General features: G+C 51.3%; 28 protein-coding genes. 15 read left to right on the forward strand and 13 right to left on the reverse strand.

The window, feature by feature from the left end:
• Positions 1–14: 14 nt before the first annotated feature.
• A complete protein-coding gene (locus R6H26_RS07895; protein WP_404789777.1) occupies positions 15–368 on the reverse strand; it encodes a Spx/MgsR family RNA polymerase-binding regulatory protein in 354 nt (117 codons plus the stop codon).
• Between the two features lie 170 nt (positions 369–538).
• Between R6H26_RS07895 and R6H26_RS07900 the strand changes: the two genes are divergently transcribed.
• Positions 539–1,003, forward strand: coding sequence for a DUF2141 domain-containing protein (locus R6H26_RS07900; RefSeq protein ID WP_404789779.1), 465 nt, complete (start codon positions 539–541; stop codon positions 1,001–1,003).
• Positions 1,004–1,021: 18 nt separating this feature from the next.
• Positions 1,022–1,891 (forward strand): PfkB family carbohydrate kinase, encoded by an 870-nt coding sequence (locus R6H26_RS07905; RefSeq protein WP_404789781.1) that lies wholly within the window; start codon positions 1,022–1,024, stop codon positions 1,889–1,891.
• Between the two features lie 168 nt (positions 1,892–2,059).
• On the opposite strand, the gene R6H26_RS07910 is transcribed toward R6H26_RS07905, so the two are convergent.
• Both R6H26_RS07910 and R6H26_RS07915 read right to left on the reverse strand, forming a co-directional pair.
• Positions 2,060–3,010 (reverse strand): nucleotidyl transferase AbiEii/AbiGii toxin family protein, encoded by a 951-nt coding sequence (locus R6H26_RS07910; protein WP_404789783.1) that lies wholly within the window; start codon positions 3,008–3,010, stop codon positions 2,060–2,062.
• On the reverse strand, positions 3,007–3,609 hold the full coding sequence (locus R6H26_RS07915) for a type IV toxin-antitoxin system AbiEi family antitoxin domain-containing protein (protein WP_404789785.1): 603 nt from the start codon (positions 3,607–3,609) through the stop codon (positions 3,007–3,009). The genes R6H26_RS07910 and R6H26_RS07915 overlap by 4 nt, the downstream gene beginning before the upstream one ends.
• 75 nt (positions 3,610–3,684) lie before the next feature.
• Between R6H26_RS07915 and R6H26_RS07920 the strand changes: the two genes are divergently transcribed.
• The 3 genes from R6H26_RS07920 to R6H26_RS07930 are packed head-to-tail and all read left to right on the forward strand — an operon-like array spanning position 3,685 to position 4,780.
• Positions 3,685–3,930: a hypothetical protein gene (locus R6H26_RS07920; RefSeq protein WP_404789787.1), complete on the forward strand. Its 246-nt coding sequence runs from the start codon at positions 3,685–3,687 to the stop codon at positions 3,928–3,930.
• 53 nt (positions 3,931–3,983) lie between these two features.
• Entirely contained in the window at positions 3,984–4,343 is a 360-nt protein-coding gene (locus tag R6H26_RS07925; protein ID WP_404789789.1) for a hypothetical protein, read from the forward strand.
• A gap of 5 nt (positions 4,344–4,348) precedes the next feature.
• Positions 4,349–4,780 (forward strand): type II toxin-antitoxin system VapC family toxin, encoded by a 432-nt coding sequence (locus R6H26_RS07930; protein ID WP_404789791.1) that lies wholly within the window; start codon positions 4,349–4,351, stop codon positions 4,778–4,780.
• A gap of 169 nt (positions 4,781–4,949) precedes the next feature.
• Here the strand turns inward: R6H26_RS07930 and R6H26_RS07935 are convergent, their stop codons facing one another.
• Positions 4,950–5,432: a DUF3368 domain-containing protein gene (locus tag R6H26_RS07935; protein ID WP_404789793.1), complete on the reverse strand. Its 483-nt coding sequence runs from the start codon at positions 5,430–5,432 to the stop codon at positions 4,950–4,952.
• Positions 5,433–5,443: 11 nt separating this feature from the next.
• Positions 5,444–5,713, reverse strand: coding sequence for a UPF0175 family protein (locus R6H26_RS07940; protein ID WP_404789795.1), 270 nt, complete (start codon positions 5,711–5,713; stop codon positions 5,444–5,446).
• 105 nt (positions 5,714–5,818) lie between these two features.
• Between R6H26_RS07940 and R6H26_RS07945 the strand changes: the two genes are divergently transcribed.
• Positions 5,819–5,968: a hypothetical protein gene (locus R6H26_RS07945; RefSeq protein WP_404789797.1), complete on the forward strand. Its 150-nt coding sequence runs from the start codon at positions 5,819–5,821 to the stop codon at positions 5,966–5,968.
• 17 nt (positions 5,969–5,985) lie between these two features.
• Here R6H26_RS07945 and bioA read toward each other — a convergent pair whose 3' ends face one another.
• The 5 genes from bioA to R6H26_RS07970 all read right to left on the reverse strand — a co-directional run bounded on the left by bioA (position 5,986) and on the right by R6H26_RS07970 (position 11,048).
• Positions 5,986–7,269, reverse strand: a complete 1,284-nt coding sequence (gene bioA / locus R6H26_RS07950; RefSeq protein ID WP_404789799.1) for an adenosylmethionine--8-amino-7-oxononanoate transaminase — start codon at positions 7,267–7,269, stop codon at positions 5,986–5,988.
• A gap of 55 nt (positions 7,270–7,324) precedes the next feature.
• A complete protein-coding gene (locus tag R6H26_RS07955) occupies positions 7,325–7,642 on the reverse strand; it encodes a DUF2087 domain-containing protein (RefSeq protein WP_404791250.1) in 318 nt (105 codons plus the stop codon).
• A 91-nt stretch (positions 7,643–7,733) separates the two neighbouring features.
• Positions 7,734–8,243, reverse strand: coding sequence for a methylated-DNA--[protein]-cysteine S-methyltransferase (locus tag R6H26_RS07960; RefSeq protein ID WP_404789801.1), 510 nt, complete (start codon positions 8,241–8,243; stop codon positions 7,734–7,736).
• A 570-nt stretch (positions 8,244–8,813) separates the two neighbouring features.
• Entirely contained in the window at positions 8,814–9,800 is a 987-nt protein-coding gene (locus R6H26_RS07965; protein WP_404789803.1) for an ABC transporter ATP-binding protein, read from the reverse strand.
• Positions 9,801–9,818: 18 nt separating this feature from the next.
• Positions 9,819–11,048: a DUF445 domain-containing protein gene (locus tag R6H26_RS07970; protein WP_404789805.1), complete on the reverse strand. Its 1,230-nt coding sequence runs from the start codon at positions 11,046–11,048 to the stop codon at positions 9,819–9,821.
• Positions 11,049–11,239: 191 nt separating this feature from the next.
• On the opposite strand from R6H26_RS07970, the gene R6H26_RS07975 reads away from it, so the two are divergent.
• From R6H26_RS07975 to R6H26_RS08010, 8 genes are all read left to right on the forward strand, one after another.
• On the forward strand, positions 11,240–11,581 hold the full coding sequence (locus R6H26_RS07975; RefSeq protein WP_404789807.1) for a DUF2605 domain-containing protein: 342 nt from the start codon (positions 11,240–11,242) through the stop codon (positions 11,579–11,581).
• Between the two features lie 222 nt (positions 11,582–11,803).
• Complete coding sequence (locus tag R6H26_RS07980; RefSeq protein ID WP_404789809.1) at positions 11,804–12,100, forward strand: DUF2973 domain-containing protein; 297 nt, start codon at positions 11,804–11,806, stop codon at positions 12,098–12,100.
• A gap of 77 nt (positions 12,101–12,177) precedes the next feature.
• Positions 12,178–13,596, forward strand: coding sequence for a YcjF family protein (locus R6H26_RS07985; protein WP_404789811.1), 1,419 nt, complete (start codon positions 12,178–12,180; stop codon positions 13,594–13,596).
• A gap of 404 nt (positions 13,597–14,000) precedes the next feature.
• Positions 14,001–15,590, forward strand: a complete 1,590-nt coding sequence (locus tag R6H26_RS07990) for an iron uptake porin (protein ID WP_404789813.1) — start codon at positions 14,001–14,003, stop codon at positions 15,588–15,590.
• Positions 15,591–15,853: 263 nt separating this feature from the next.
• A complete protein-coding gene (locus tag R6H26_RS07995; protein ID WP_404789815.1) occupies positions 15,854–16,189 on the forward strand; it encodes a hypothetical protein in 336 nt (111 codons plus the stop codon).
• Between the two features lie 84 nt (positions 16,190–16,273).
• A complete protein-coding gene (locus R6H26_RS08000; protein WP_404789817.1) occupies positions 16,274–17,866 on the forward strand; it encodes a trypsin-like peptidase domain-containing protein in 1,593 nt (530 codons plus the stop codon).
• An 83-nt stretch (positions 17,867–17,949) separates the two neighbouring features.
• The gene (locus R6H26_RS08005) at positions 17,950–18,612 is read left to right on the forward strand and encodes a COP23 domain-containing protein (RefSeq protein ID WP_404789819.1); all 663 of its coding nucleotides are present in this window, start codon (positions 17,950–17,952) and stop codon (positions 18,610–18,612) included.
• Positions 18,613–18,810: 198 nt separating this feature from the next.
• Complete coding sequence (locus R6H26_RS08010; RefSeq protein WP_404789821.1) at positions 18,811–19,674, forward strand: serine protease; 864 nt, start codon at positions 18,811–18,813, stop codon at positions 19,672–19,674.
• On the opposite strand, the gene R6H26_RS08015 is transcribed toward R6H26_RS08010, so the two are convergent.
• The gene (locus R6H26_RS08015; RefSeq protein WP_404789823.1) at positions 19,665–20,090 is read right to left on the reverse strand and encodes a DUF309 domain-containing protein; all 426 of its coding nucleotides are present in this window, start codon (positions 20,088–20,090) and stop codon (positions 19,665–19,667) included. The two genes, R6H26_RS08010 and R6H26_RS08015, sit on opposite strands and share 10 nt — an antisense overlap.
• Before the next feature lie 3 nt (positions 20,091–20,093).
• The gene (locus tag R6H26_RS08020) at positions 20,094–20,456 is read right to left on the reverse strand and encodes a ferredoxin-thioredoxin reductase catalytic domain-containing protein (protein ID WP_404789825.1); all 363 of its coding nucleotides are present in this window, start codon (positions 20,454–20,456) and stop codon (positions 20,094–20,096) included.
• Positions 20,457–20,855: 399 nt separating this feature from the next.
• Between R6H26_RS08020 and R6H26_RS08025 the strand changes: the two genes are divergently transcribed.
• Positions 20,856–23,294, forward strand: coding sequence for an alpha/beta hydrolase (locus R6H26_RS08025; protein WP_404791252.1), 2,439 nt, complete (start codon positions 20,856–20,858; stop codon positions 23,292–23,294).
• On the opposite strand, the gene R6H26_RS08030 is transcribed toward R6H26_RS08025, so the two are convergent.
• Positions 23,291–24,334, reverse strand: a complete 1,044-nt coding sequence (locus tag R6H26_RS08030) for an AI-2E family transporter (protein WP_404789826.1) — start codon at positions 24,332–24,334, stop codon at positions 23,291–23,293. The two genes, R6H26_RS08025 and R6H26_RS08030, sit on opposite strands and share 4 nt — an antisense overlap.
• Between the last annotated feature and the right edge of the window lie 49 nt (positions 24,335–24,383).

Raw genomic sequence — 24,383 nt, forward strand, 5'->3', positions numbered from 1 at the left:
TGACGCCTCAAAATCTAGCCTAGCGTTTCCTGAAGGACAGCTTCACTGGCGCGAAATCCTACCATAACGGCTTTTCCGTCTTTTACAAAGAGGGGACGCTTGATGAGCATGGCATCTTTGGCAAACGCATTCGTCCATTGCTCGTCGTTCCAGGTTTGCTTTTCCTCTCCGAGGGCGCGATAAGATTGCCCGGAGGTATTGCGCATCGGCTTTGACCCTAGCGTCCCGACCCATTCTTGGATGAGGGGTTGGGCGGGTGGGTGCTCTTTTATGTTGACAAATTCATAGCTGATATTGCGATCGCCCAGCCATTGAAAGGCCTTTTTGCAGGTGCCGCAATTGGGGATGCCGTAAACTTTGAGGGTCATCGCTGTTACTGTAGATAACGTTTACTTTTGAAAGTTTACGGTACAAAGGTAGAGATGAGGTAAAGACAGACTGTCCGTCGGTCGTTACTCTCTCAACCGCGACCTTACCGGGAAACTTCCGAAGGTGCAGCGCAGTCTCATTAAATGGTGTGTGGATTTCTTGAAGGATTATGGCGAATTTTAAACATTTTTCAGCAGTAGGCAGTTTTATTACGATCGCCAGCGCGTTGTTATTGACCATCCCGCCTGCTCGGGGCGGGTACTCTAGCAACTTGGAGGTCAAGCTCAACAGTCTCAAAAATACTAAAGGTCGAGTTTGTCTGACTGTATTTTCGGGTCCGAAGGGTTTTCCCGCTGGTGGAAAGGGTTCGAGTCTCAAAGCCTCTCGGTGTATCGCGGCAAACAGCGGTACGGTAACCTTTACCAATCTGCCCTTGGGGAACTACGCGATCGCCGCGATCCACGACAGCAATAGCGATGGGAAACTCAATACCAATCGATTAGGTTTACCCGCCGAAGGATTTGGATTTTCGAACAACCCGCCCCTTCGGTATGGGCCTGCTAGTTTTTCCGACTCTCAGGTTTTTGTCTCTGGCACTAAAACCGTCGTGCAGATTCAGATGCGCTACCTCTAACTAAAAATTGAAACTATCATGGGGAATTGCGGCTTATTTGTAGGGCTGACGACCTTAGATTTAATCTATAGCGTGCCCCACCTTCCCCAATCCAACGAGAAACAGGTGGCAGCGGACATGGCGATCGCCGCTGGTGGACCTGCCACTAATGCCGCCGTCACGTTTCGGCATTTTGACAACGAAGCTATCCTGCTCGGTGCAGTCGGCCAGCATCCCCTTGCAGGGTTGGTGCGGGCCGATCTAGCGGCTCAACGGGTAGAGCTTTGGGATTTACGGCCAGAGGGAGCCGATCCGCCACCGCTGTCTTCCATTCTGGTGACGGAACAGACGGGCGATCGCGCTGTTATTTCTCGGAATGCGGTTCGCTTGCAAGTCGCTGCCCGTCAAATACCGTCTGATATCTTGGACGGCGTCGATATCGTACTGATTGACGGACACCAGCTTGAGGCGAGCGTGGCGATCGCCAAAGCGGCGCAGCAGCAAAATATCCCGGTTGTGCTGGATGGCGGCAGTTGGAAGCGTGGGCTTGAGGCAGTACTTCCTTTTGTGACCTATGCGATCTGTTCGGCTAATTTTTCTCCGCCGGACGCTTTGAGCCCATCCGATACGATCCAGTATTTGAGGGAGACCGCGCCAATCCAGACCATCGCGATCACCCATGGCGGTGACCCGATTCGGTACTGGACCCGAGGCGAAACGGGCGAAATTACGGTGCCTGCGATTCAGCCCGTGGATACGCTGGGGGCGGGGGATATTTTTCACGGCGCATTTTGTCACTGGATTTTGCGCGCGGGTTTTATTGAGGCGCTGGAGCAGGCGAGCGCGATCGCCGCTTTTGCCTGTCAATCCTTCGGCACCCGTCAGTGGCTGTCTTTAATCAAACACTAGTGAGTTCTTACTTCTCTTCCAACTCATGCGATTGCCCAATTTAGCAGAAGAAACACAGGGCGTCGCATTCTCTTGGCTATGGTGACGATCGCCTTTGCAGATGCTCTACGACTGACAGGGCAAGCGATCTCCCAATTAAAGTATTGCGATCGCCCCTCATATCCTGAATCACAACGATCGCAAAATACTATCAGATTGCCAAAGCTCATTTGGCGACCAAAATAGCTCAAATTTCTTTCCTTGAGCTACAGCTTGAGTGGGCGGAATTAAAAAATCCTGGAGTACAGCAATGATTTCGCTCAGTGTTTCTTCGCTGACTTTGAGTTTGCCCTTGCGGATGAAGGCTTTCCATTGGGTCTGTTTAGCTGCATCTTCAGAAAACTCAGCGGTGAGGGCAAGGGGAGGTTCTACTGGCAACAGGGTTCTTCGTCTGTCGAAGGTGGCTTGGATAGATTGACTCAGGGTGATGCCCTCAAATCTGAAATTTTGACACAGGTACCAGATGTCGTAAAAATCTTTCATCCGACTATTGGCAATGCCCAGTGCCACCATTACCTGAAACTTCTCGGCAATAACGGTTTCAGGGGGATAAGTCTTTAAGGAAGGGGCTGGGAATCCTTCTAGAATAGTGGGGAATGCTGCAACCCTAACCTGTGGGGTTATGGCATCCCCAAATCCAATGTCAATCTGAAGATCTAGACGGGTGGAGGTGCCTGTCAAAAAGGCATTTAGCTTAATCCGTACCCCTTCATATTCTTGGTCTTCTTTGATTTGCTTGCCTTGAACGGTTTCTGCTTTGAAGTCCAGCCCATCGTCTTCAACCTGGGTTTGACAGATCTCCTGAAACACTTGCTCTAGAGGGGCGATCGCATTGTCTCCATGACACAGAAGATCTAGATCGCGAGTGGCGCGGTGGGGTTCGTTGCTCCAAAGGGTGAACAGCATTGCGCCTTTGAGAATAAATCTGTCCCGGTGCTCGGATTGGTGCAAGCGGTATAGGAATCGCTCTAGGGCATAGCGCGTCAGGATGCTCTGAAAGTCTTCCTGTTGTTCTTGTGCAAGGTTGCGTAATCGTTGCCGGACAGAGGCGGCAATGTTGCGGGGGTGATTCTGGCTCATGTCAGGGATTCCAGGTAGGGACGCATGACGTTGCTGACTCGGCAGATTTTGGCGTAGTGCCAGAGTTCGTCCATGGTGCAGCGGCGATCGCGCCAGCTTTCTCGCAGGGCTTCTAGGGCAATGTCTAGGCCAATTTTGTTGCGGTACTTGAAGCAATCGGCGACGGTTTTAGGGAGGTTATAAATTTGCACTGGCATGCCCTCTAGTTGATGGGTTTCAATCCCAGATTCAAAGGCGTTGCCGGACATGTAGACAATATGGAGTGGAATCAGTTTTTCTCTGGGGGTATGGGCTTTGCCATGAATGGCAAGCCAAATTTCAAAGGGGGCTTGAGTGGTGATTTCATGGAAGCGCAGGGCTGAGAGCAGACAAACGATGCTGTGGGAAACACGCTGGGTGGCCTCAACTAGGCTGTGGTGCTCTGTGAAATCGGCATCTAGGGGGGTGTAAATGCCCCGTCCTGAGCGGATGAGAAGTCCTTGTCGTTCTAGGCGGCGCAGGTACTCGCGATGGATGCCTTGGGCTTCCAAATCCCGTGGACGAAGCACGCCTGCTGCACGGGCTAGGTCTAGAACTTGTTGGACTTTAGATTGAGACATCAGAAGGCAAATGTGTCAAAATGTCGGTAAATATTTATATTTGCCTATATTTTGACACAAATGGGTGTGCTGTGGATGACATCGCCCTATTCAGCAGAAGAAACACAGGGTGTCAAGTTTCCTTTGGCCATGGTGGCGATCGCCTTTGCAAATGCTCCACGACTGGAAGGGCGATCGCCCCTCAGAAAAAGCACTTGCGATCGCTCTATTCCAGGTGCTTGGGCTAAGGATGCGATCGCTTATTCTGAGCGCTGCGATCGCCCCTCCTGTCCTGAAACAAAACCAGGCGATAGCTTCGCACCAAGAGTCCGCGCTTTGTAGCCAAAAGCCCCATGCGCTAAGATCGTGTCACATCAAAAACTCACAGAGCAAACATGAAAGCCCTGTCCTCACCCAACGCATCAACCCATGCCTTCGATGTCTTGATTAAGCCCGAAACAGAAGGCAACGTCAGCGCAACCGTCTTAGGGTTGCCAGAGTATAGAGCCACAGGGAGCGATCGCACCTCAGCTCTAGCCGCCCTACAACAACTATTAGCCGAAAATCTTTCCCAAGCCGAAATCGTATCCATAGATGTTGCAGTTCCTCAGCCTGAAAATCCCTGGTTAAAAATGGCAGGTCGATTTAAAGATGACCCTCATTTTGATGAAATGCTCGCCCATATCGAAGCCTATCGTCGTGAGCTAGATGCAGATATGGAACACCGCTTTCATGAGCTAGACGAGCAGGTTTAACCAGAGTGACCCTTTGGATTCTCGATACCGATCATATTTCCTTACTGCAAAGGGGACATCCAGTCGTTGAGCAACGCATCCGCAGGATAAATCTCAACGACATCGCCCTCACAATAGTCTCCGTTGAAGAACAGCTCTATGGCAGGCTCAACAACATCCGTCGTGCCAAATTCCCAGAAGCTCTAAAGACATCCTACAAAGCACTATACGAGACCCTAGAGGACTTTAAAGCAACAAACGTCCTCGAATTCAATCCGACCGCGATCGATCTCTACCAGGAAATGGTGCGCCAAAAAATTCGGGTCGGCACCCAAGACTTGAGAATTGCAGCGATCGCCCTCTCCGTTAATGGCATCCTCGTCACTCGAAACCAGCGCGACTTTGCCAAAGTCCCCAATTTAGTTCTTGAGGATTGGTCAACAATCATTCCTAGCTAAGATTTGCGGTAAAACTATTGCCCAGACTCCATTCCCGCTAATCTTGAACAGATCGCCCTATTCCCAGGTGCTTGGGCTAAGAATGCGATTGCTTATTCTGAGGGCTGCGATCTCCAAAAATCCTTAGGTTTATGAAAATTCTGACAAAAATTGTCAACAGAACAGATGTTTATCCATTATCGCTATATCGCTCAAGCAATAGTTTAATCAACTGCGGAGACGCCCAAAAATTAGTTTGCCGAAGCCGATCGATCGTCATCGGAAAATTTACCAGTCCCCGCTCGGCAGAAGCTCCTAAAATGCCGAGCAATCCAATCACCTTCAATCCTCTTCCCATCGCGACCTTACGTGCTGCTCTTTCATCCAGAATCACCAAATTAGCCCTCATCTGCTCAGCCAATGCGATCGCGGCGCATTCACCCGCATCTAGCTGACTCAATTCAACATCCGGCTCGCCCACTAAAGATTGAACCTCAATCCACCTCGGATGCTGAGCCATCCACGCTTGAACCTTCATAGGAGAGCCAACAGCAGTCAACTCCATATAAACCGCCTGAGGGATAATCACTCGGCCATATAGTTTCTGAAGAAGGTCAATTTCATCAATCAAAACTAGGTAGCAAATTGGAGAAGTATCGGAAACAACCATCATTTCCGCTGAAATTACTCCTCATTCTCAATACTCTGCATTGTTGACAGATCCTGCTCAAAGTCGGACACATCATAATGTAGATATGCTCCAGACTCCTTCAAGAATCCATCAACCTCATAGCGCGTTGGTATTTGAAGAATTCGTCCTACTTCAGCATGGCTAATAATTTCGGCCTTATATGCCTCAGCAACCAAAGTTTCTAGGGCCTTCCGAGGCAATGTATGCCACTGTTCACTCATTCGATGGGCGATCGCATCTGGTATATCAATCGTAATTTGCATATCCCTAGCCCTTTAACCCTACAGGTCTGCTCTCCAAACATTATAAGTGAAGAAATCCGTACAATCTTTGACCCAAACCATTACTCGCCCCATCAAAGCAATGCGATGCCCTATTCCCAGGTGCTTGGGCTAAGGATGCGATCGCTTATTCTGAGCACTACGATCGCCCCTCATGTCCTGAAACAAAGCCAGGTGATCGCACTTTACCGCTCCACAACCCACACCTTCAACGTCTCGATTAAGCTAAAACGATAGATGCGATTGAGCTGCGATTAAATCCGAGCGACAATTTTATAAATTGCACTCGTAATTGCTGTGAGTTCTGATGGTTGAATAATATACGGTGGCATCGTGTAGATCAGTCGCCCAAACGGACGCAACCAAACTCCCTCTTCAACAAAGCGCGGCTGGATCGCCTGCATGTTCGCCGGGTCGTGCAATTCCACCACCCCAATTGCTCCTAACACCCGCACATCCTTAACTGCCGCCAAACTTCGGCAAGGTTCCAACTCAGTTTTAAGCTGAGTTTCAATTGCTCGGATTGTAGATTGCCAATCATAACTTTCCAGCAAGGCCAAATTTTCTAAAGATACCGCACAGGCCAACGGATTGGCCATAAACGTCGGACCGTGCATAAATACCCCTGCCTTGCCCGCAGCAAAGCTTTCGCTAACCTCCCGTGTCGTCAGCGTCGCTGCTAGGGACATAAACCCGCCAGATAATGCCTTGCCTACACAGAGAAAGTCCGGACATACCGCTGCATGCTCGCAGGCAAACAGTTTGCCCGTGCGTCCAAATCCAGTCGCAATCTCATCTAAAATTAGCAAGACATTGTATTGCTCGCATAATGCCTTGGCTTGTCGCACGTATTCTGGATGATAAAAGCGCATCCCCCCAGCATTTTGCACTACCGGCTCAAAAATGGCTGCTGCAATGCGATCGTGATGGGCTACGAGCAATGCAGCAAAGCTATCAATATCTCGTTCTTGCCAATCTCGATCGAAAGTCACCTGGGGTGCTTCAGCGAAATATTGCTGAGACAAAATATTGCGGAACAGATGGTGCATCCCATTCACTGGATCGCAGACCGACATGGCTGCAAACGTGTCCCCATGATAGCCATTGCGAATCGTCAGAAAATGCTGTTTCTGCGGCAAGCCGCGATTGTACCAATACTGTATTGCCATTTTCATGGCGACCTCTACCGCAACCGAGCCGGAGTCGCAGAAAAAGACATGTTGGAGTTCTGTGGGCGTCATGGCAATCAATTTCGCGGTCAAATCCACCGCTGGCTGGTGGGTCAGACCGCCAAACATCACATGGGACATCCGATCGATTTGCGCGTGAGCCGCTTGGGTTAAGCGGGGATGGTTATAACCATGAATGCAAGTCCACCAGGAAGATACGCCGTCAATCAGCGATCGACCGTCCATTAACTGGATGCGTACGCCCTGGGCTGATTCTACAGGAAATACGGGTAAAAGGTTGGGCATGGCCGCGTAGGGATGCCAAACATGCAGGCGATCTAGGTCGAGGAGTTGTTGTAAGGACTGCATGGAGTGTGGGGGTTGATATTGCTAGTATATTCTCCGCAAGGTAGGATATGCGATCTCAATTAAAATTTTCAATCTCGCTCAACCACTCTGCCTCGGACAAACGGCGACACACATTGCGATTGCAGCTCATCAATCGATACCCAGTCAATTCTCGGCGCAGGGTAGCGCAGTCCTCAGGGTGTTGCTTCAATCGGGTATTCACTTCTCTCGGGATAATTGCGATCGCGTTCGAACTTCTCCACGAGCCATTATAGAGCCGACTGCAGCAAATTTCTTGGGCAAAATCGAACCATGAATTACGCTCGCAATCACGAACCGATATGGGTAGAGCATCGGCACCGCGATCGCCCGAACAGGAAGTCGATGCGGCCATTTGGTTGGCAACAGAAGCACCGCGTCGAGAGACAGGCAAATTTTGGCGCGATAGCTTGCGCTGACTTGTCAGTTCGCAAGGCAATTCCTTTTTAGGCTCCAAGCTCGAACGACTGTTTCATTTGCATTAAACGCTCGTGATTCAACAACCACTGTTTGCGCTCGATGCCGCCGCCATAGCCCGTTAACTTGCCGTTGGCTCCAATCACCCGATGACAGGGTACGACGATCGAGATGGGGTTTCGTCCATTCGCTAGGCCCACTGCACGAGATGCATTGGGTTGTCCGATTTGCTTCGCTAACTCGCCATAGAATAGCGTTGCACCGTAGGGAATGGATTTGAGCGCTTCCCAGACGCGTTGCTGAAAAATGGTACCTTGCATCTGTAACGGCACGTCGAACTCAGTCAAAGTGCCTGCAAAATAAGCCGCCAGTTGTTGTTTTGTCTCCAGAAAGGGCGTAACAGAATCATCTTCCACCCAATCGTTTTGAGGTTTTAGTCGGTGCTTTTCGGACATCATGTAGAGTCCAATTAGCGATCGCCCGTCGGAGACCAGCCGCAGTGTTTGAATGGGACTTTCGTAAACCGTGTAGTAAATCATAGATCCCACGTTCCGCTGTTTTCAGAGACTGTCAGAGCATTAAACTAGGGTTAAAGACAGAATATTTGAACGACGATCGTTGATCGTTTAGGCAAAGCCTTAGATAACTCGTACGCGTCAGGATTGAGCGAAGTCTTTTGAGAAATCAGTCTTGAGGCCGTGCGTCGATTTGGGGTAAAGGTAGAGTGCGCCCATCTAGAAGGGTTATGCGTCGCAGATGGGGCGCTGTACAGCGCAGATAATCTGAGTGCGATGAGCGGTCTGCGATAGCTCCCAAGAGTTCCTTTGAAGATTAACCTAGCATCTACCTTAGTCGATAGCACGGTGGCGTTCAACCCCAGCACCCTCAAAGACTAAAGATTTGCGGAATCGAGTTGTGAATATGGAGGAGTCCCACAACGCTGGTTCCTCATTGAAAGCGAGCAACGGCGTCAATCAAGCACTGATAGCCGTAAAGGGATGTTTTGCTCTAAGCCATTCCAATCCTCAAGTGAAAAGAGTCATGACACCCAATTTAGGTGGATCAGTACGTGATGCGATCTCATCAAGCCTGAGAAAGCGATCGCGGGGCTAACTGCTGGTCGTCAGCCCTCGCTCTCGCAACCGTTGGATGAAGAAGTCCTCCAGGGAAGGACGCACCAAGTCCATTTTCAGCAGCTGCGCCTGACTTAGGTGCAGCGCGCGCACGAGCTGCTCTGGGTCGCCGTGAAACTCCCCGTGCCAGCGATCGCCCTGAATTTCCAGACCCGGAATCGATCGGTGCAGAGCGTTTGCGTCTCCCCCGCGTCCTTGAATCTGGTAAATTTCAGTGTTGGTGCCCAACAGCTCGTCCAAAGTGCCTTCGCAGATCAAATCGCCTTGGGCCAGAATCGCCACGCGATCGCAAATCACTTCCACATCCGATAAGACGTGGCTGTTGAAAAAGATCGTTTTGCCTTGGGCTTTAAGGGACAGAATAATTTCGCGCATTTGATAGCGCCCCAACGGGTCCAACCCGGACATCGGTTCGTCTAGAAAAATAACATCTGGGTTATTAATCAGCGCCTGCGCCATCCCGACCCGTTGCAGCATTCCCTTTGAGTAGCGCCGCATCTGCTTTTTCTTAGCGGCAGACTGAGCCAGCCCCACTAGGTCTAGCAATTCTGGAATGCGCTTGCGCCTCACCGCAGCCGGAAGCTGAAATAAACCTGCCGTAAAGTCTAAAAATTCCCAACCCGTAAGGTAGTCGTAAAAGTAAGGGTTTTCTGGCAGGTAGCCGATACGCTGCTTGATGGCGCGATCTCCGAGGGGGCGACCCAAAATCGACCCGCGCCCCGCCGTCGGTCGAATAATCCCGAGCAACGTTTTCAGCAGCGTCGTTTTGCCCGCACCATTAGGACCCAACAGGCCGAAGGTTTGCCCCGCATAGACCGACAGCGTGCATTGCTTTAACGGCGTAACGACTTTATTCAGCCAAAATCCAGTGCGATAAGACTTTTTAAGATTGAACGTTTGTACGATTGCTTGCTCTGGCGACTCTAGCTGAATGGCAGCATCAGATAAACTCGCAACGCTCATAACCCTTCCCCGCAAACATTAACGAATCAACAATAGAAGAGACTGGAATAACCCAATGCCCAAGCCTAGGATACCCCCAAGGTTTACGATAGCCTGCAGCTCGCTCTTGACAATTCCCTGAATGGCATCTTCTAGAGACTCCGGCGGCGTTGCCTTGACACGCTCCACGATAACCCGATCCAAATTCAAAATAGGAATGGCCTGCTCCACGAGCTTCTCTAAATCTCGTTCCAGATAGCGCTCTAAAATGAGGGCTAATTCTTGACTGACTACATCGAGAGACGCCACAACCGCCTCAGACGACTGGAGCCGACTTAAAATAACGGCAGCCGTCTCTTCCCAGTTCACCGTATCGCTCAAACTTTGCAAAACGCTCTCTCCCCTGGTTTGGAGATACAAACGGACGCTTTCCCTAAAATTTCGCCGCAGTTGCCGTACGGTGCTGACGGGAAGATTCTGGAGCGAAAGGCTACCCAGCCATTCCCCCAAGCGCTGCTGAATCCCCAAAGAAACCACCAACTCTTGAATTCTTGCATTGCAAGCATCTCGTTCCTCAATGCAAAAAGAGCGCAGCCGGACCAGGGCATTTTTGGCCCCCAACAAATTTGCAACCACCCAAAAGGTGCCGCTGGTTTTTTCGCGCAGCCCTTCATCGAGGATGGCAATATTGCGATCCGTCAGAAAATTAATGAGTCCGAGGCGTAAAGTATCCGGCGGCACGGCGTCGTCGATCAGCCAATCGGCCAACTGAGCCGCTTGGTCGTCGTCGAGGTGATAGTCCAGCAAAATTCGATCGAAAATCTGGTTGAATTGGACCTTCAAGAAATCGTCTCGTCGCGCCAATACCGCCGTTACGCGCGGTAAAGACTGTCCCACAAAATCTTTAAGAATGTTGGCTAAGATTCTGACCGTTTTTTGCTGAGTGTCAGCCTCGATCTGCTCCAGCGCTAGCTCGAGCAACCATTGAATCGCTGACTGCATCCGTTCCGTTTGCAGCAACCGTTGAGCGACCTTCTGCATCTCGTCCGGCGTCAGCAACGACGACATGATTGCATTTGAGACCCGCTGCGCCAGACGATCCTGGTTGCGAGGAATAAGTCCCGGCGTAAAGGGAAGGACGGTGTTGCCGATCTTAATCGGCCGATAGGGGCGAAAAAGCATTTTAATCGCCAAGTCATTGGTGTAGTAGCCAATGATGCCGCCAGTGATGGGCGGTAAGGCAACAATCCAGAAGGAGGACCAATCCAAGAATCACGCTCAACTGTTGCGAGGAATCAATCAAAGCTCGAATCTATATCAATCCTAGCAAGTTCGCTTCCCGCTCTCTCGTCGGAAAATCTAAATTTTGCGGCTGAAGCTATCCTAGTGCGGGGATTTAGCCTATAAATTTCTGAAAATTGAGGTTAGTATGGTCAGTACATTAGTAACCGTGTTGAGCGATGCTTTTTTCTGATGTGCCCGATCCCGAGCTTCTCAAAACGCTTCTCGAGCCGCTTCTGAATGATTTTCAGTATTGGCTGAGTCGCGCAAAGGTGCTGCTCTCTACAGAAGAAATTAGTTTTTTAAGCCCCGAAGCCCATTCCGATCTGCTGGCAAGGGTCGAACAAACGCTTCAGGAGGTGAACGCGGCTCAAAGCCTGTTTCATGCGACGGGTTGCCAAGTCGGGCTGGATGGGTCAGCGATCGTGCGTTGGCATACTTTAGTCGCAGAATGTTGGAAGATTATGATCCACTATCGCTTGGGCCAAGGGAGTCAAGGTAGCCCGATCGAACAGTCTTGAGGACGGTTTGGGGATAGGTCGGGGATAGATTGTAACGAACGAACCGCACTTTTTCGCCGAGCGCGTTGGACCCCTCGCTTTAGATTCGAAAGAGTCATATGAAAAAGTTTATGCTCTTCCGGCAAAGAACCTGTCAGAATGAAAGTATGATCGTCAATCTGGTGTGGGCGATCGCTTGCGGGGTTGATAAGCTGGTGTATTGAGAGCTGGAGAGTCGCAGCTATGTTGCAACTGCTTTATATTATTGCGTTTGCCATTTTGGCAGTGTTAGCGATCGGAAACTTGATCCGCAGTTTGTTTACGCTGGGGGTAGAGTCTCAGCGCAGCTACCGCCCGAGGAACGATGTGGAGACGCTCGTGAGTCGCAGCGGGGCTTCCCCCCACCCGGAACTGCTCGACGAAAGCGGGAAAATTATTGACGAGCCGCTGTTGGTCATGCGATCGATGACTGTGGAAGATGCCAGAGAACAGCTCGATGCCGCGTACCGAAATTCCCCCGGTTCTGGCGAAGAGGGTTGAAGAAACGGTCGATTAAAGGCTTCGTTTCGGCTGAGTTTTCGGTTCAAACGCCAGGTGTGGGTTTCTCGTTCGCAGCTATGCCTCCCGATCCTTCCCAAGACAGCGAACCGCAGCACTCACCGCAGGATGGGACAGATCTCGACGCTAAGTCTGAAGCGAGTGCTGCGGTGCCAGCTCGATCGCCAGGGGAGATTCCGCAGACAGATCGGACGTTCGGTCTGCGGCTGTTACCGCTTCAGCAAATCCGCCAAGTGTTGCAAAACTCGCTACAAACTGCCGGACAGACCCTTCAAAAAGGGGGCCAGTGGCTGACACAGTGGTTTCAGATCGGTGAAGCGGACCTACAGCAACTTCTAGAACAAGTCCGCCAAAGTTTGCCGACCGCTGAAGTCATTTTGATTGGCAAGGCCCAAACCGGAAAGAGTTCGATCGTGCGGGCCATGACGGGCGCTTCCGTGGAGATTGTCGGTCAGGGGTTTCGGCCCCATACGGCCCATACCCAGCGCTATGCTTACCCGACGGAAGACCTAACGCTGCTGAATTTTATCGATACGATCGGCTTAGGGGAAGGACTGAAGGACCCTCAGTCTGTCCTCCAAGACCTCCAGCAGGTATTGAGCGGCGAAATGCGTCCGGACTCCTCTCCGCCAGCCGCTCGGGTTTTAGTGGCGACCGTAAAAATCGCGGATTTTGCCATCGATCGCGTTCATCAGCTCCTTCAAGCGCTGCGCCGCGAACATCCCCAAGTGCCTTGTCTTTTGGTCGTGACCTGCATTCACGACCTGTATCCAGCTGCCGTAACCGAACATCCGCCCTATCCGCCGGACAATATCGAAGTGCAGCGCGCCTACGCAGCTCTCCAAAACCAGTTGCGGGACGTTTACGATCGCTCGGTGCTCGTGGACTTTACTCTGGAAGAAGATGGCTACACGCCCGTACTCTATGGATTAGAAGCCTTTATTGAAACGCTAGCCGCGCTCATGCCCGATGCTGAAGCCCAGGCGATCCATCGCCTGTTAGCGCGGGACGCGTTGGGCGATCGCATTGGCAATATGTATCGAGATGCAGGTCGGCGCTACGTTCTGCCCTTTTCGATTATGGCGGCAACCCTGGCGGCAGTCCCGCTCCCCTTGGCGACCATGCCCGTGCTGACAGCGCTTCAAGTGAGTATGGTGACGCTGTTGGGGCGATTGTACGGCCAGACTTTGTCGCCCTCTCAGGCGGGTGGAGTAGCCAGCGCGATCGCTGGAGGGTTTGCCGCTCAGGTGGTAGGCCGAGAATTGGTCAAATTTATTCCGGGACTGGGTTCGGCGATCGCGGCCTCTTGGGCCGGAGCCTATACTTGGGCGCTGGGGGAAGGCGCCTGCGTGTATTTTGGCGATTTAATGGGCGGAAAAACCCCAGATCCTCAAAAAATCCAAAAGATTATGAAAGAATCCTTTAAAAGCGCGCAGGAACGATTTAAGAAATCCGCTACTACCGATAAAGATCCTTAAGGTGACTAGGGCGCTCATTATTCAGAGATACATTCCGATTCCAAAGCGCTGCTCGCCAAGCCTAAAGTCTTCAAAGTCTTACGGAAAAGCGCTTAAAGTGCTTTCTGGCAGTAGATCCTTGCAATTAAAACCAATTTTGTCATCTTTGAGAAATCAAAATTTTTTGACAACTTTGGATATTGCTGAGACTATTAAAGCAGCTTTGCGAAAAAGCAATGAGCGAATTCATTCTCTCGTAGTGGTTTTGTAGGTGGGTGTGAGTTATGAAAAGTTTATTTATCTTGGGCGGCGCATTAGCGCTATCCTCTCTTGCAACCGTAACTTTGGCGACAGAGGTAACAGATCCCTTAACGACTGCAGCCCCTGAGACTCAGCCAGCAGCAGCTCCGTTTAGCACGTTTCAAGTGATTCCATCAGAGGAGCAAGAGCAGTCTCAGGTTACGGCAGTCTCTCAGCTTTCCGACGTACAGCCTACAGATTGGGCATTTCAGGCTCTCCAGTCCTTAGTCGAGCGGTACGGCTGTATTGCCGGATACCCGGACGGCACCTTTAAGGGAAATCGCGCTTCGACCCGTTACGAATTGGCTGCTGCACTGAATGCGTGCTTGGACCAGATTAGCGACAGGTTTGCCACCAAAGAAGACCTAGCAACGGTCAAAGCCCTCCAAGAAGAATTTAAAACAGAGTTAGCCACGCTTAAAGGCCGCGTTGACGGTCTTGAAGCTCGCACTAAAACCCTTGAAGCCCAGCAGTTTTCGACGACGACTAAACTTTCCGGCGAAGTAATTTTCCAAGGAGCCGTATCAAGCAATACTACTTCCTTACCATCTGGGATCTTCGCAAATCCACCTCTCGATTCCTTCTTTTCAGCTTCGGGAGATAATGTAACCTTTTTACACCGAGCCACTCTCTCTTTATTAACAAGTTTTTCTGGTAAAGATCTGTTGATTACAAGTCTCCAAGAAGGGAGCTACCCTATCCCTGGATTTAATTTTCCTCCTGGAGGAGGTGCGACGGTCACGAGCTATCAAGGTACTTTAGCCCCTTCACTGAATCAAGTTTCGACGGGCAATGTCGGTCTTTACTATCTTGGATATCGTTTTCCCGTCTTTCAAGGCAAAGGAACTGTCTTTGCCACTGCAGTTGGGGGTGAGCTAAGCGACTTCACCGACACACTAAACCCATTTTTTGATAGCGATGGACAGGGATCCTTATCAGGGTTTGGGATTCGAAACCCAATCTATCGACACATCAGCGGTAAGCTTACAGGTGCTGCTTCTGGAACTGGAGCGGGGGCAAATTTCAACGTCACAGATAAGCTAAATTTTGCTGTAGGGTATCTAGCTCCTAGTAACGTTGCTGCAACATCAAATGCGATTTTTACCTCTGCTGACTTTGCTACAAATGGCGGTTTATTTGGCGGAGATTATGCTGCAATTGCCCAGATAACTTATAAGCCACTAAAGAATCTCGGATTGGGGTTGACTTACGTACGAAGCTATCAAAACTCTGTCTCAACTCAGTTTGGCGGTGGTTCTGGTACGTTTAGAGCTAACTTTCCTTTCTTAAATACGCCAACTTCAGCAAACTCAGCTGGTTTTCAGTTTTCCTGGCAGCCCAGTACGCGCTTTGCGCTCTCTGGGTGGGCGGGAGCAACCTTTGCCCAGGCAGAAAATAGCAATAATGCAGGAATTGTTGCAGACGGTGATACGGCAACCATCCTCAATGGTGCGCTTGCTTTTGCTTTCCCCGATCTTTTAATGAAGGGGGGGATGGCTGGTTTTATCGTTGGTGTTGAGCCTCAAGTAACTTCTAATACTTCACTAATCGGCAAAGATGGCGCTGCAAATATTCACCTTGAAGGGCTGTATCGTTTCAAGGTGAATGATAATATCTCCATCACTCCAGGTGTGATTGCTGTCATTAACCCTGAAGGCAATAGCGGAAACGATCCCGTTATTATTGGTACCATTCGGACAACGTTCACCTTTTAGTTCAACGTCTACTGCGTTTTCCCCAAAAGAAGAGAGCAACTATGCTCTCTTCTTTTGGATTCTTCATCATTTTTTGCGGTACGTTTCAGTCGCTTGTTTTGTAAACATGGCATCTATCTGTTCGTAATGTAGGCGATAAGCTATCAACCACTCTCACTATTCGTCTCGTCGATCTTAAGGTTTTATGATCTAGATCACAAAATAATTGAGTAAAAATGATAGCCTGTAAGCATCTGAAGAGTTTACTGCATTGGGGCATGCTCATGCGTCATCTTATTTCCTTCCTGACGTTGTTTTCGGGGATTTCTATGGCAGCGGCCTATATGCTGCCACTTCAAGCAGCAGTTGCTCCAGCTCGCGAGACCAACGCGCAGATTGCCGCTACCAACTTAGCTCCTCAGGTCGATCCAGTGGCTAACACTAAAATTGTTTGTAGCCGTAACCGTCCGCTGGCTGTCATTCCTGAGAGTGCTAAGGTTGCTTCAAACCTTGCACCTCAAGTTGGTGTTTTGGCTTCCAGCATCGTTCAGCTCTTCTGTCGCGACGTTCGCATCAACACGATTGTAGTTCGCGATTATTGCGCCGTCATTCGCGAGTAGTTTAATTTTAATTTTTGAAAAGCTGTTATTTCCGAATCGCTCATTTTCTGAACTAGCGTCCTACCCTACCTATTGCGTTCTTCCATGAACTCCGCCTATCGCTTAACCGCCCTCTTAATGGGGACAACCGTGATGGTGGCCCAGCCCTTCCACTGGGGAAAGGCTATGGCAGGCGTCCCCATCGGTAAACTTGCCCCAGAAGTCACCGTTTTTATCCAAGGGGTCAATAACCCTGATAACTTTGGCTCTGGCGTTATTATCGGTCGTTCTGGGAAAAGCTATACGGTATTGACTGCTGCTCATGTGGTGGCGGCAGCAGATCGATACACGATTCAGGCGAGTGATGGAGTACAGTACTCTCTCCAAAATATTCAAAGACTGCCCAACGTGGATATGGCAGTAGTACAGTTTGAAAGCAGCAGCAGCTATACAACCGCTCAGTTGGGTGACTCCGATCAAGTTAGCTTAACCACTGGTGTTTATGTGGCTGGGTTTCCAAAACCAGGGCAAAACATTCGAGTGCCAGTTTTGACCATTACCAATGGTGAGATTGCCCAAGTTCTTCCAGCAAATGCTTCTGTGGACGGATATGGACTGGCTTATACAAACTCAACGCGTGCTGGGATGAGTGGAGGGCCTGTATTCAACAGTGAAGGACAGGTTGTTGCCATTCACGGGCGCAAGGAGGGCGAGGCAGGCGGGGGAGCCACGAATGGAGCTTGGTTAAATCTGGGCATTCCGATCAATCGTTATAAAACGGCAGGCAAAGGCAGCAGTCAAGTCGCCAGAGCTTCATTTGTCGATACGCAGCAGCAGAACGCGAGAGAAGAAGCTCAACGGCAGGCGGCGTTAGAGGCTCAGAAGAAAGCTCAAGAGCAGTCTCAACTGGCTCAAGAGAAAGCAGCCCAACAACAGGCGGCGTTAGAGGCTCAAAAGAAAGCCCAAGAACAGGCCCAAAAGCAAGCCGCTTTAGAGGCTCAGAAGAAAGCCCAAGAACAGGCCCAAAAGCAAGCCGTTTTAGAGGCTCAGAAGAAAGCCCAAGAACAGGCCCAACGACAGGCGGCGCTGGAAGCTCAAAAGAAAGCTCAAGAGCAGGCCCAACGGCAAGTCGCTTTAGAGGCTCAGAAAAAAGCTCAAGAGCAAGCCCAACGACAGGCGGCGCTGGAGGTTCAGAAGAAAAGTCAGGCACAGGCGGCGGCTCAGCAGCAGTCTCGGGGCGCTACTGCCAAGGCCGTTTTAGCGGCAGCATCTCCTTTTTCTGCGGCGATTTCCCGGTCTCAGCCTGCTGCTCCTCCTTCTAGCCGAGAGGTTTGTGAAGAGATTCGCATTAATACGATTGTTTCGAAGCGCTGTCGAGCAGAATCGGTATTTCAAGAGTCAGCGTCCGCGCCTAAGTCTGAGAGTAGTGCAGAAAACTATGTCAATAGCGGCAATGCAAAGGTTGCCAGTGGGAGCTATCAGGGTGCGGTAGAGGATTACAATGCCGCGATTCAGGGTAATTCAAGTTTGGCGATCGCGTTCTTCAACCGAGGTCTCGCTTATTACAAGTTGGGGAAAGAGGACCGGGCGATCGCCGATTTTTCCAAAGCCGCCGATCTTTTCAGAGCGCAAGGAGACGCCCAAAAACTACAGAAAACGCAGGACATTCTCCAATCCCTAACCCGAGCTAACTCTTAGCGCTTTTTCAGGACTTCTCGGCTAAAATCTGCTATTAGAATCAATTTCTATTCACTACATCGACGATCGGGAGGAGTGCATCCATGAAAAGACAGAAACTTGCTCTAGCAATTGCTTTTGTGACCCTAAGCAGCACCTTAGCTGCAATACCCATCGAATCCGTTTGGGCTCAAGCAAAGAGCGCGCGCTTTTTTTGCGGGCGCGACGCGACGGGTTCCCCCGCCACGATGGTAGAACCTGCCAATAAAGCGAGAAAACCTGTCGTCCTGATTCGATGGAAATCGCGCTTCTTCGATGGTGCTGGATATAATCCGGCATACCGCTGCGCCGTCGTGTCGAAGAAGTTTCAGGATGCCTATACTAAAAATCCAAACTTCGTCTTTACAACAACCATTGCCAACAGCGAACCCGTCATTTGCGCGGCAGAAAGCCGAGGGGGCGCTTGTACCACGCTACTCTATACCGTAAAACGCGGTTATCAAGATCCCATTCTGACCATGCTGCGCTTGGAACAAACGCGGGCAGGCGCGTCCGGCCCCCTAAACGAAAGCAGTGGCAGCAGTTCGAGCGAACCCGGCTATGTAGGCGTGCAGGATCTGATTGCCAACGTCTTGGAGAGCAGCTCTAGCACTTTGCCAACGCCAACTTCGGCAATTTCAAAACCAGCGCCGAGCGAGCGCCCTACCTCCGTTCGCCCCGTCAAAGCTCCGACAGCCCCCGCTGTAACCCCAAGAGCGCTTTGGTAGATCTATCTAAGCCGCGCCGGAAGGAATCTAAATCCGTTAGGAACCCGTACGATGGCCGGGTTCGATCCTGCATCAATTCGATCGGGATCGGGCTAAGTCCTCCGTCTATAAACTTTTGCGATGGACGATCGGTTTTCCCTCCCGCATTCCCATACTAGGGGTATATAGCGTCTTGCCTTTATCCATATCGTTATCAATATGCGTTTGAATGCTTTGACAGTCGGTATTGCCTTAAGCTGCGGTTTGCTATCTTTTTCCTGTAGGCCGACATCGGCGTTAGCGCCCGATCGCCCTAGTTCCGCCCGACCTTCAACGCCGCCAGCCTCGCTCCACAGCTTCGCGCTAACCCAAAATAAGCTTCAGGGTCTGATGCGGCACGCCCGAGGGATTACGGTGAAAGTCATCGCTGGAGATAATTGGGGTTCCGGTATTTTGGTGCGGCAGCAGGGACAGCGCTATACCGTATTGACCAACGAGCACGTCCTGTGGATGGGCGATCGCTACACGGTTCAAACCTCTGACGGTAAACAACACCTCGCCCGTCGGGGAGCATCGGGCGCGTTTGGGAAAAACGATCTGGGGCTGTTGGAATTTGATAAAGGCTCGTCCGCTGGCTCCTATCCAGTGGCAGTATTGGGCTGCTCCCTAGAGCTATCTGCGGGGACGCCTGTCTACGCTGCAGGGTTTCCACTACCGCTGACCGAGTATTCGAGCAAGGGATTTAAGTTTACGGCTGGGTCGATTTCGCTGATTCCGGCCAAAGCCCTTGAGGGCGGCTATCAGGTTGGGTATTCCAACGATATTGAAAAAGGAATGAGCGGCGGGCCTGTTCTCAATGCAAAAGGCGAAGTCATTGCCGTCAACGGCATGCATCAGGAGCCATTGTGGGGAGACCCCTACGTGTTTCAAGACGGATCGAAGCCTAAGTCCAGTCTATTTCAAATGTTTTCGCGCTCGAGCTGGGCGATTCCGATGGAAACGGCCTTTCGCACGACGGCTTTGACGGCAGCCCATCTTTCCCGTCAGTGTCCCGTGCCAAACATCAAGCAGGCTCAAGGCTGAACTCGCGATCGCCGGAGGGTAGGGATCGCTAAGGGGGTGGCGGGGGGAGTCGGCTCGGAAAACTGGTGCCGGAGCGAGGCACTGGCTTCGGCAATCCGCTCGGGACCGATAGACCGCAACTGGTCTAGAAGGTCACTGCTGGTATCCAAGAGATAGTTGACGTCGATATTGGCATACTCTGGCTGGTAAGGCGAGAGACGGCGCACGCCCTCTCCCAGCAAAATGACAGCGCCTCTCCAGTTCTGATTTCCCAAATGGTAGCAGGCCACCGCGATCTGTAAGATGCCTTGAAAAAAGGTTTTATCCGGCTCTTGGGCTTCAATCCAAAGGGCTTCTAAGGTATCGTGGCATTCGTAAAATCGGCCTTGCTGAAATTCCCGAACGCCCTGCCAAAACGAGGCGGGAAGTTCTGTCACGATCTAAAACTTGTTGGTTTCGGATCGGATCTCTTCAACGCTGATCTCCTGGCGATCGCCGCAAAAGGGATTGTCCGGCGTCAAAAATAACATGCAATGGCATTCCTTGCGTTCGCGCATGGGGACGCAGGGGCAGTTCCAGTAGGCTGCTTCAACTTCTGCTTCTTTATCTTCGTAGTAACGGCAAGGGCAGAGAGGCGAACCGAAGTCATCCTTGTGCTTTGCTAAGCCTTCAATGACGACGGCAGTCGTGCCTAGATCGGAACAGAAATAGGTGCCCGTGCGCTTGGCGTAGGTTTCGGAAAACTTACGCATTGCCTCAAGGCTTTTCTCGGTGCCTTGTTGAGGGCCGCCTGCTGTAGTCATAACTTGCTCTCAGTGTTGCTGTCAATGAACGGACTAGTCTTTACCGTATCATCTTTCCAGAAGGTTGCGTTCATAGAATTTTTCAATTCTCGCGGTTGTAATTTTTTGAGAATTGTTTTGGAAAGGGTCTTTCAGCCAGTGCAACACTGTTAACTTAAGGATGATGAGTTTGCCAAGTCTTGCTTTCGAGAGCATTTTAGAGTTTGGGGCTAAAAAGTTTAAAGACCTCAATGCAATCGAGGTTTAAGGGGTTCATTTCCCTCGATCCAACAGTGCTGTCTGAGTATTGTCCTAATTACAAATATGATGCTTAAACCTGTCTTCCGCAAATTAGCTCATCTCCGCGCGCCTTGGGCAGGCGTTTTTTCGATCGGCGTTTCCCTTGGCTCGGCTCTGACAATGTTTGGGGCTCCGGCTCTAGCGGCAAGCAGGGTTTCTGCCATCTATGGACCCTTGGAAATATCAATACCGGTAAGCGATATCGAGACTTTTGCTAAGACGGGCGCGGTGTCGGAGAGCCTCAAAGGCTACGCCCAAATTTTGAGCCCCAAGCAGCAGTTGGAACTGCGAAGCGTCCTTCAAGAAAAGCTAGAGGCGGACACCCGTTCGATCGAGCGGTTTGGGGGTACCGCGATGGGCCGAGATTTACTCAAGCGTCTGAGCAGCGTGCTGCAAACCGATCCGGGTCAAGACGGCGGAGCGTTACTGTTTAGTGGAATTATAGCGGCAGCCCAAGACCCTCAAGGGTTGACGATTCTGAGTTTGATTCGACGCTTTCCGGCTGAAAACTTGCGCATTAAGGTCGAACCGCTGCTGACGGCGCAGAAAGAGCTGACGGCGCTGTTGAAGTACCGCGATACGACGGTTGCGGCAATCGCCAAAGCAACAAATGCAGAAGCGCTGGCCGCTCCCAGGATAGATTTCACCAAACAGACAGATCTACGGCAACCCGGTCCTCTGAAAGTTCTCCGTCAAACCTTGGATTTATCGAACAGCCGAAATCGTCAGTCTATCCTGGGGCGTCAGGTGGGGGTGCAATTTAAGGTGGAAATGTACCTGCCAGAGGGGCAGGCCGTCCCCGCGCCGCTCGTGGTGATTTCTCACGGATTGGGGTCCGCGCCCATCGATTTCGGCTACCTGGCCGAACACCTCGCGTCCTATGGCTTTGCCGTGGCGCTGCCGCAGCATATCGGCAGCGATGCCAAGCGCCTGGAATCGATCTTAGATGGGCGCAGCAACGGGGATGTCAGTCCGGTGGAATTTGTCGATCGCCCGTTGGATATTAAGTACCTATTGGACGAGTTAGGCCGCCTCTCCGAAACCGATCCGACGCTCAAAGGGCGGCTGAACCTCCAGCAAATTGGCATGATGGGCCACTCCTTCGGGGGGTATACGGCACTGGCGCTAGCGGGTGCTGGCATCAATCACGATCGGCTGCGGGAGCTGTGCGTCGACACGCAGCCGACTTTCAATCTCTCGCTGATCTTGCAATGTCGCGCCAAGACATTGCCGCCGTTCAACTACAATCTTGCCGATTCGCGCGTGAAGGCGGCGATCGCCATTAACCCCTTTTCCAGTACTATTTTTGGGCCGGAAGGCTTGGGAGACATTCGGATTCCACTCCTGATCGTCAGCGGCAGCCACGACGTGGTGACCCCTGCAATTCCAGAACAGATCCATCCGTTTCTGTGGTTGAACGCTCCGAATAAGTACTTAGCTGTTCTGAGCGATGCCGGACATACGTTTTCGATTAACCCTCCCCAACAGCGAGAATTGTCAGCCGCTGTCAAAGGATTGGGTCCCCTTCTGTCTGGAACCGAGCCGCAACTCTCGCGGGAGTACCTGAATGCCACGAGCGTGGCGTTTATGCAAACCTACTTAGAGAATCGCCCAGATGCGCGCGGCTATTTGAGCGCGGCTTACGCTAAATATATAACCCGCAAGCCAGTCCAGTTGGGATTCGTGCGATCGCTGACAGTCGAGCAGCTCGAACGGGCCTACGGCGGCCCGCTCCCCATTCCAGTCGTGCCGCCCCTGACCGCCGTTGCCCCCAGCCGGACAGAATCGATCGTGCAGACCATCCGCAAAACGGGCGTTCTCAAGGCAGGCATTCGCAAAGCGGCTCCTCCCTTCAGCCAATTGGATGCGAAGGGCAATGCAACGGGATATTGCGTCGATCTATTGACCCTCATGGCTCGGGAACTGCAAGCACAGCTCAAAACGCCAGTGAAGTTGAAAATCGTACCGTCGACCTTGACGAATCGATTCTCGATGGTGCGAGACGGCACCGCTCAACTCGAATGCGGCCCCAATACCGTTACGGCAGCGGACGCGTCTCGCAAGACCACCTTTTCGACGCCATTTTTTATTACAGGCACGCACTTTTTAGTCAAGGCAGCCGATCGAAAGCAGCTCGATCCGAGGAACTTGCCTTCCACTGCTAGGGTCGGTGCTTACAGTCAGACTACGACGGCAAAATTTCTCGAACAGCAGTTTCCCAAGGTTAAGAAAGTCTTTTTTCAAGGGGCTCAGGCTCGAACCGAGGGGTTCCAAGCGCTCGCTACCGGAAAGATCGATGCGTTAGCCGGGGATGGCATTCTGCTGGTGACGACTTTGGGGCAACAAAAAGTCCCTACCAACCAGTTTGCTCTGGTGCCCGAGCAGCCCTTAACCTGCGATGCTTACGGACTCATCTTGCCCGAAGGCGATCGCGCTTGGGAAAATACCGTCAATCGAATCTTGGGAAGCGAATCGGCGCGACAGGTCTGGGACAAGTGGTTTAAGAGCCTTTACCCTTATATCTACCTCAATATTGACTATTGTGCCGATCGCCCCTAGAGCATTTTCGACGGACGTTCGCTCCAGGGGTCTAGAATGTCTTTGACCACAACTTCTTTGATCCAAATCTGACCTACGATCACGAGCGGTAGTGCCAGTAGAAGCCCCAAAAATCCAAAAAAGATGGCAAAAATAATCTGAGAGAGTAGGGTAACGGCGGGCAGCAAAGAAACCTGTTTTGCCATTACCGTGGGCACTAAAAAGTACTGTTCCAATTGCTGAATCAGAAAGTACAACCCTAAAACCGCTCCGGCTTTCCACGGGGCATCGAGCAAGGCGATCGCCATCGGTGGGAGCACGCTAAACGTAGGGCCGATAGTTGGAATGGCTTCCAATACGCCTGCAATGAGCGCGTTGGCGAGGGGCAGACGTACCTGGAGTACGAGCAGCCCGATAAAGCTGCTCAGCCCGATCACGAACATATTAAACAGCGTCCCGGCCATCCAATTGTCTAGGGCGGTTTCGCACAGACCCAATACATCGTCAACCCGACGGCGATAAAACGCGGGAAACAGCCGCACGAACAGCCCTCGGTATTTATCTGGCTCCAGTAAAAACATCACGCTTAGAATCAACACCAGCAGAATGTTCAGCACCACTGCTAGAGAATTGGAGAAAAATGCGAAGAAGTTACTGAGAATAGGGCCAACCAAAGGGGTGTACTGACGTTTGAGGTCTTCGAAGAAATTTTCGTCAATAATGTTCTGACCGGGAAACTTCTGCTCTACCCAGTGAAACAGCGCTACCAGCCGATCGGCGCTTTGGGGGACGAGGTTTGCCAATTCCTGAGACTGCGCGACGAAGGGCGGAATAACCAGCAGCCCAAACACGGTAGAAATGCCTAACAACAACCCAATCACTAAGGGAATAGCCAAACCGCGCTTTATTTTAAGCCGAGCGATGAGTAACCGAATCAGGGCATTCATGGCAGAGGCCAGCACCACTGCTGCAAAGCCCAACAGCATGACCTGCCGAATTTGCCACAAAACATAAAGCGAAATACAAAGGACGGCTAGACCAATCCACTTACCAAGATTCACGGTGACTCAGTCCTTACTAATCTCAAGATTGTCCTGACGGGCGCGGCTA

Source organism: Altericista sp. CCNU0014 (assembly GCF_044923475.1).
Taxonomy (GTDB): Bacteria; Cyanobacteriota; Cyanobacteriia; order Thermosynechococcales; family Thermosynechococcaceae; genus JAAURS01.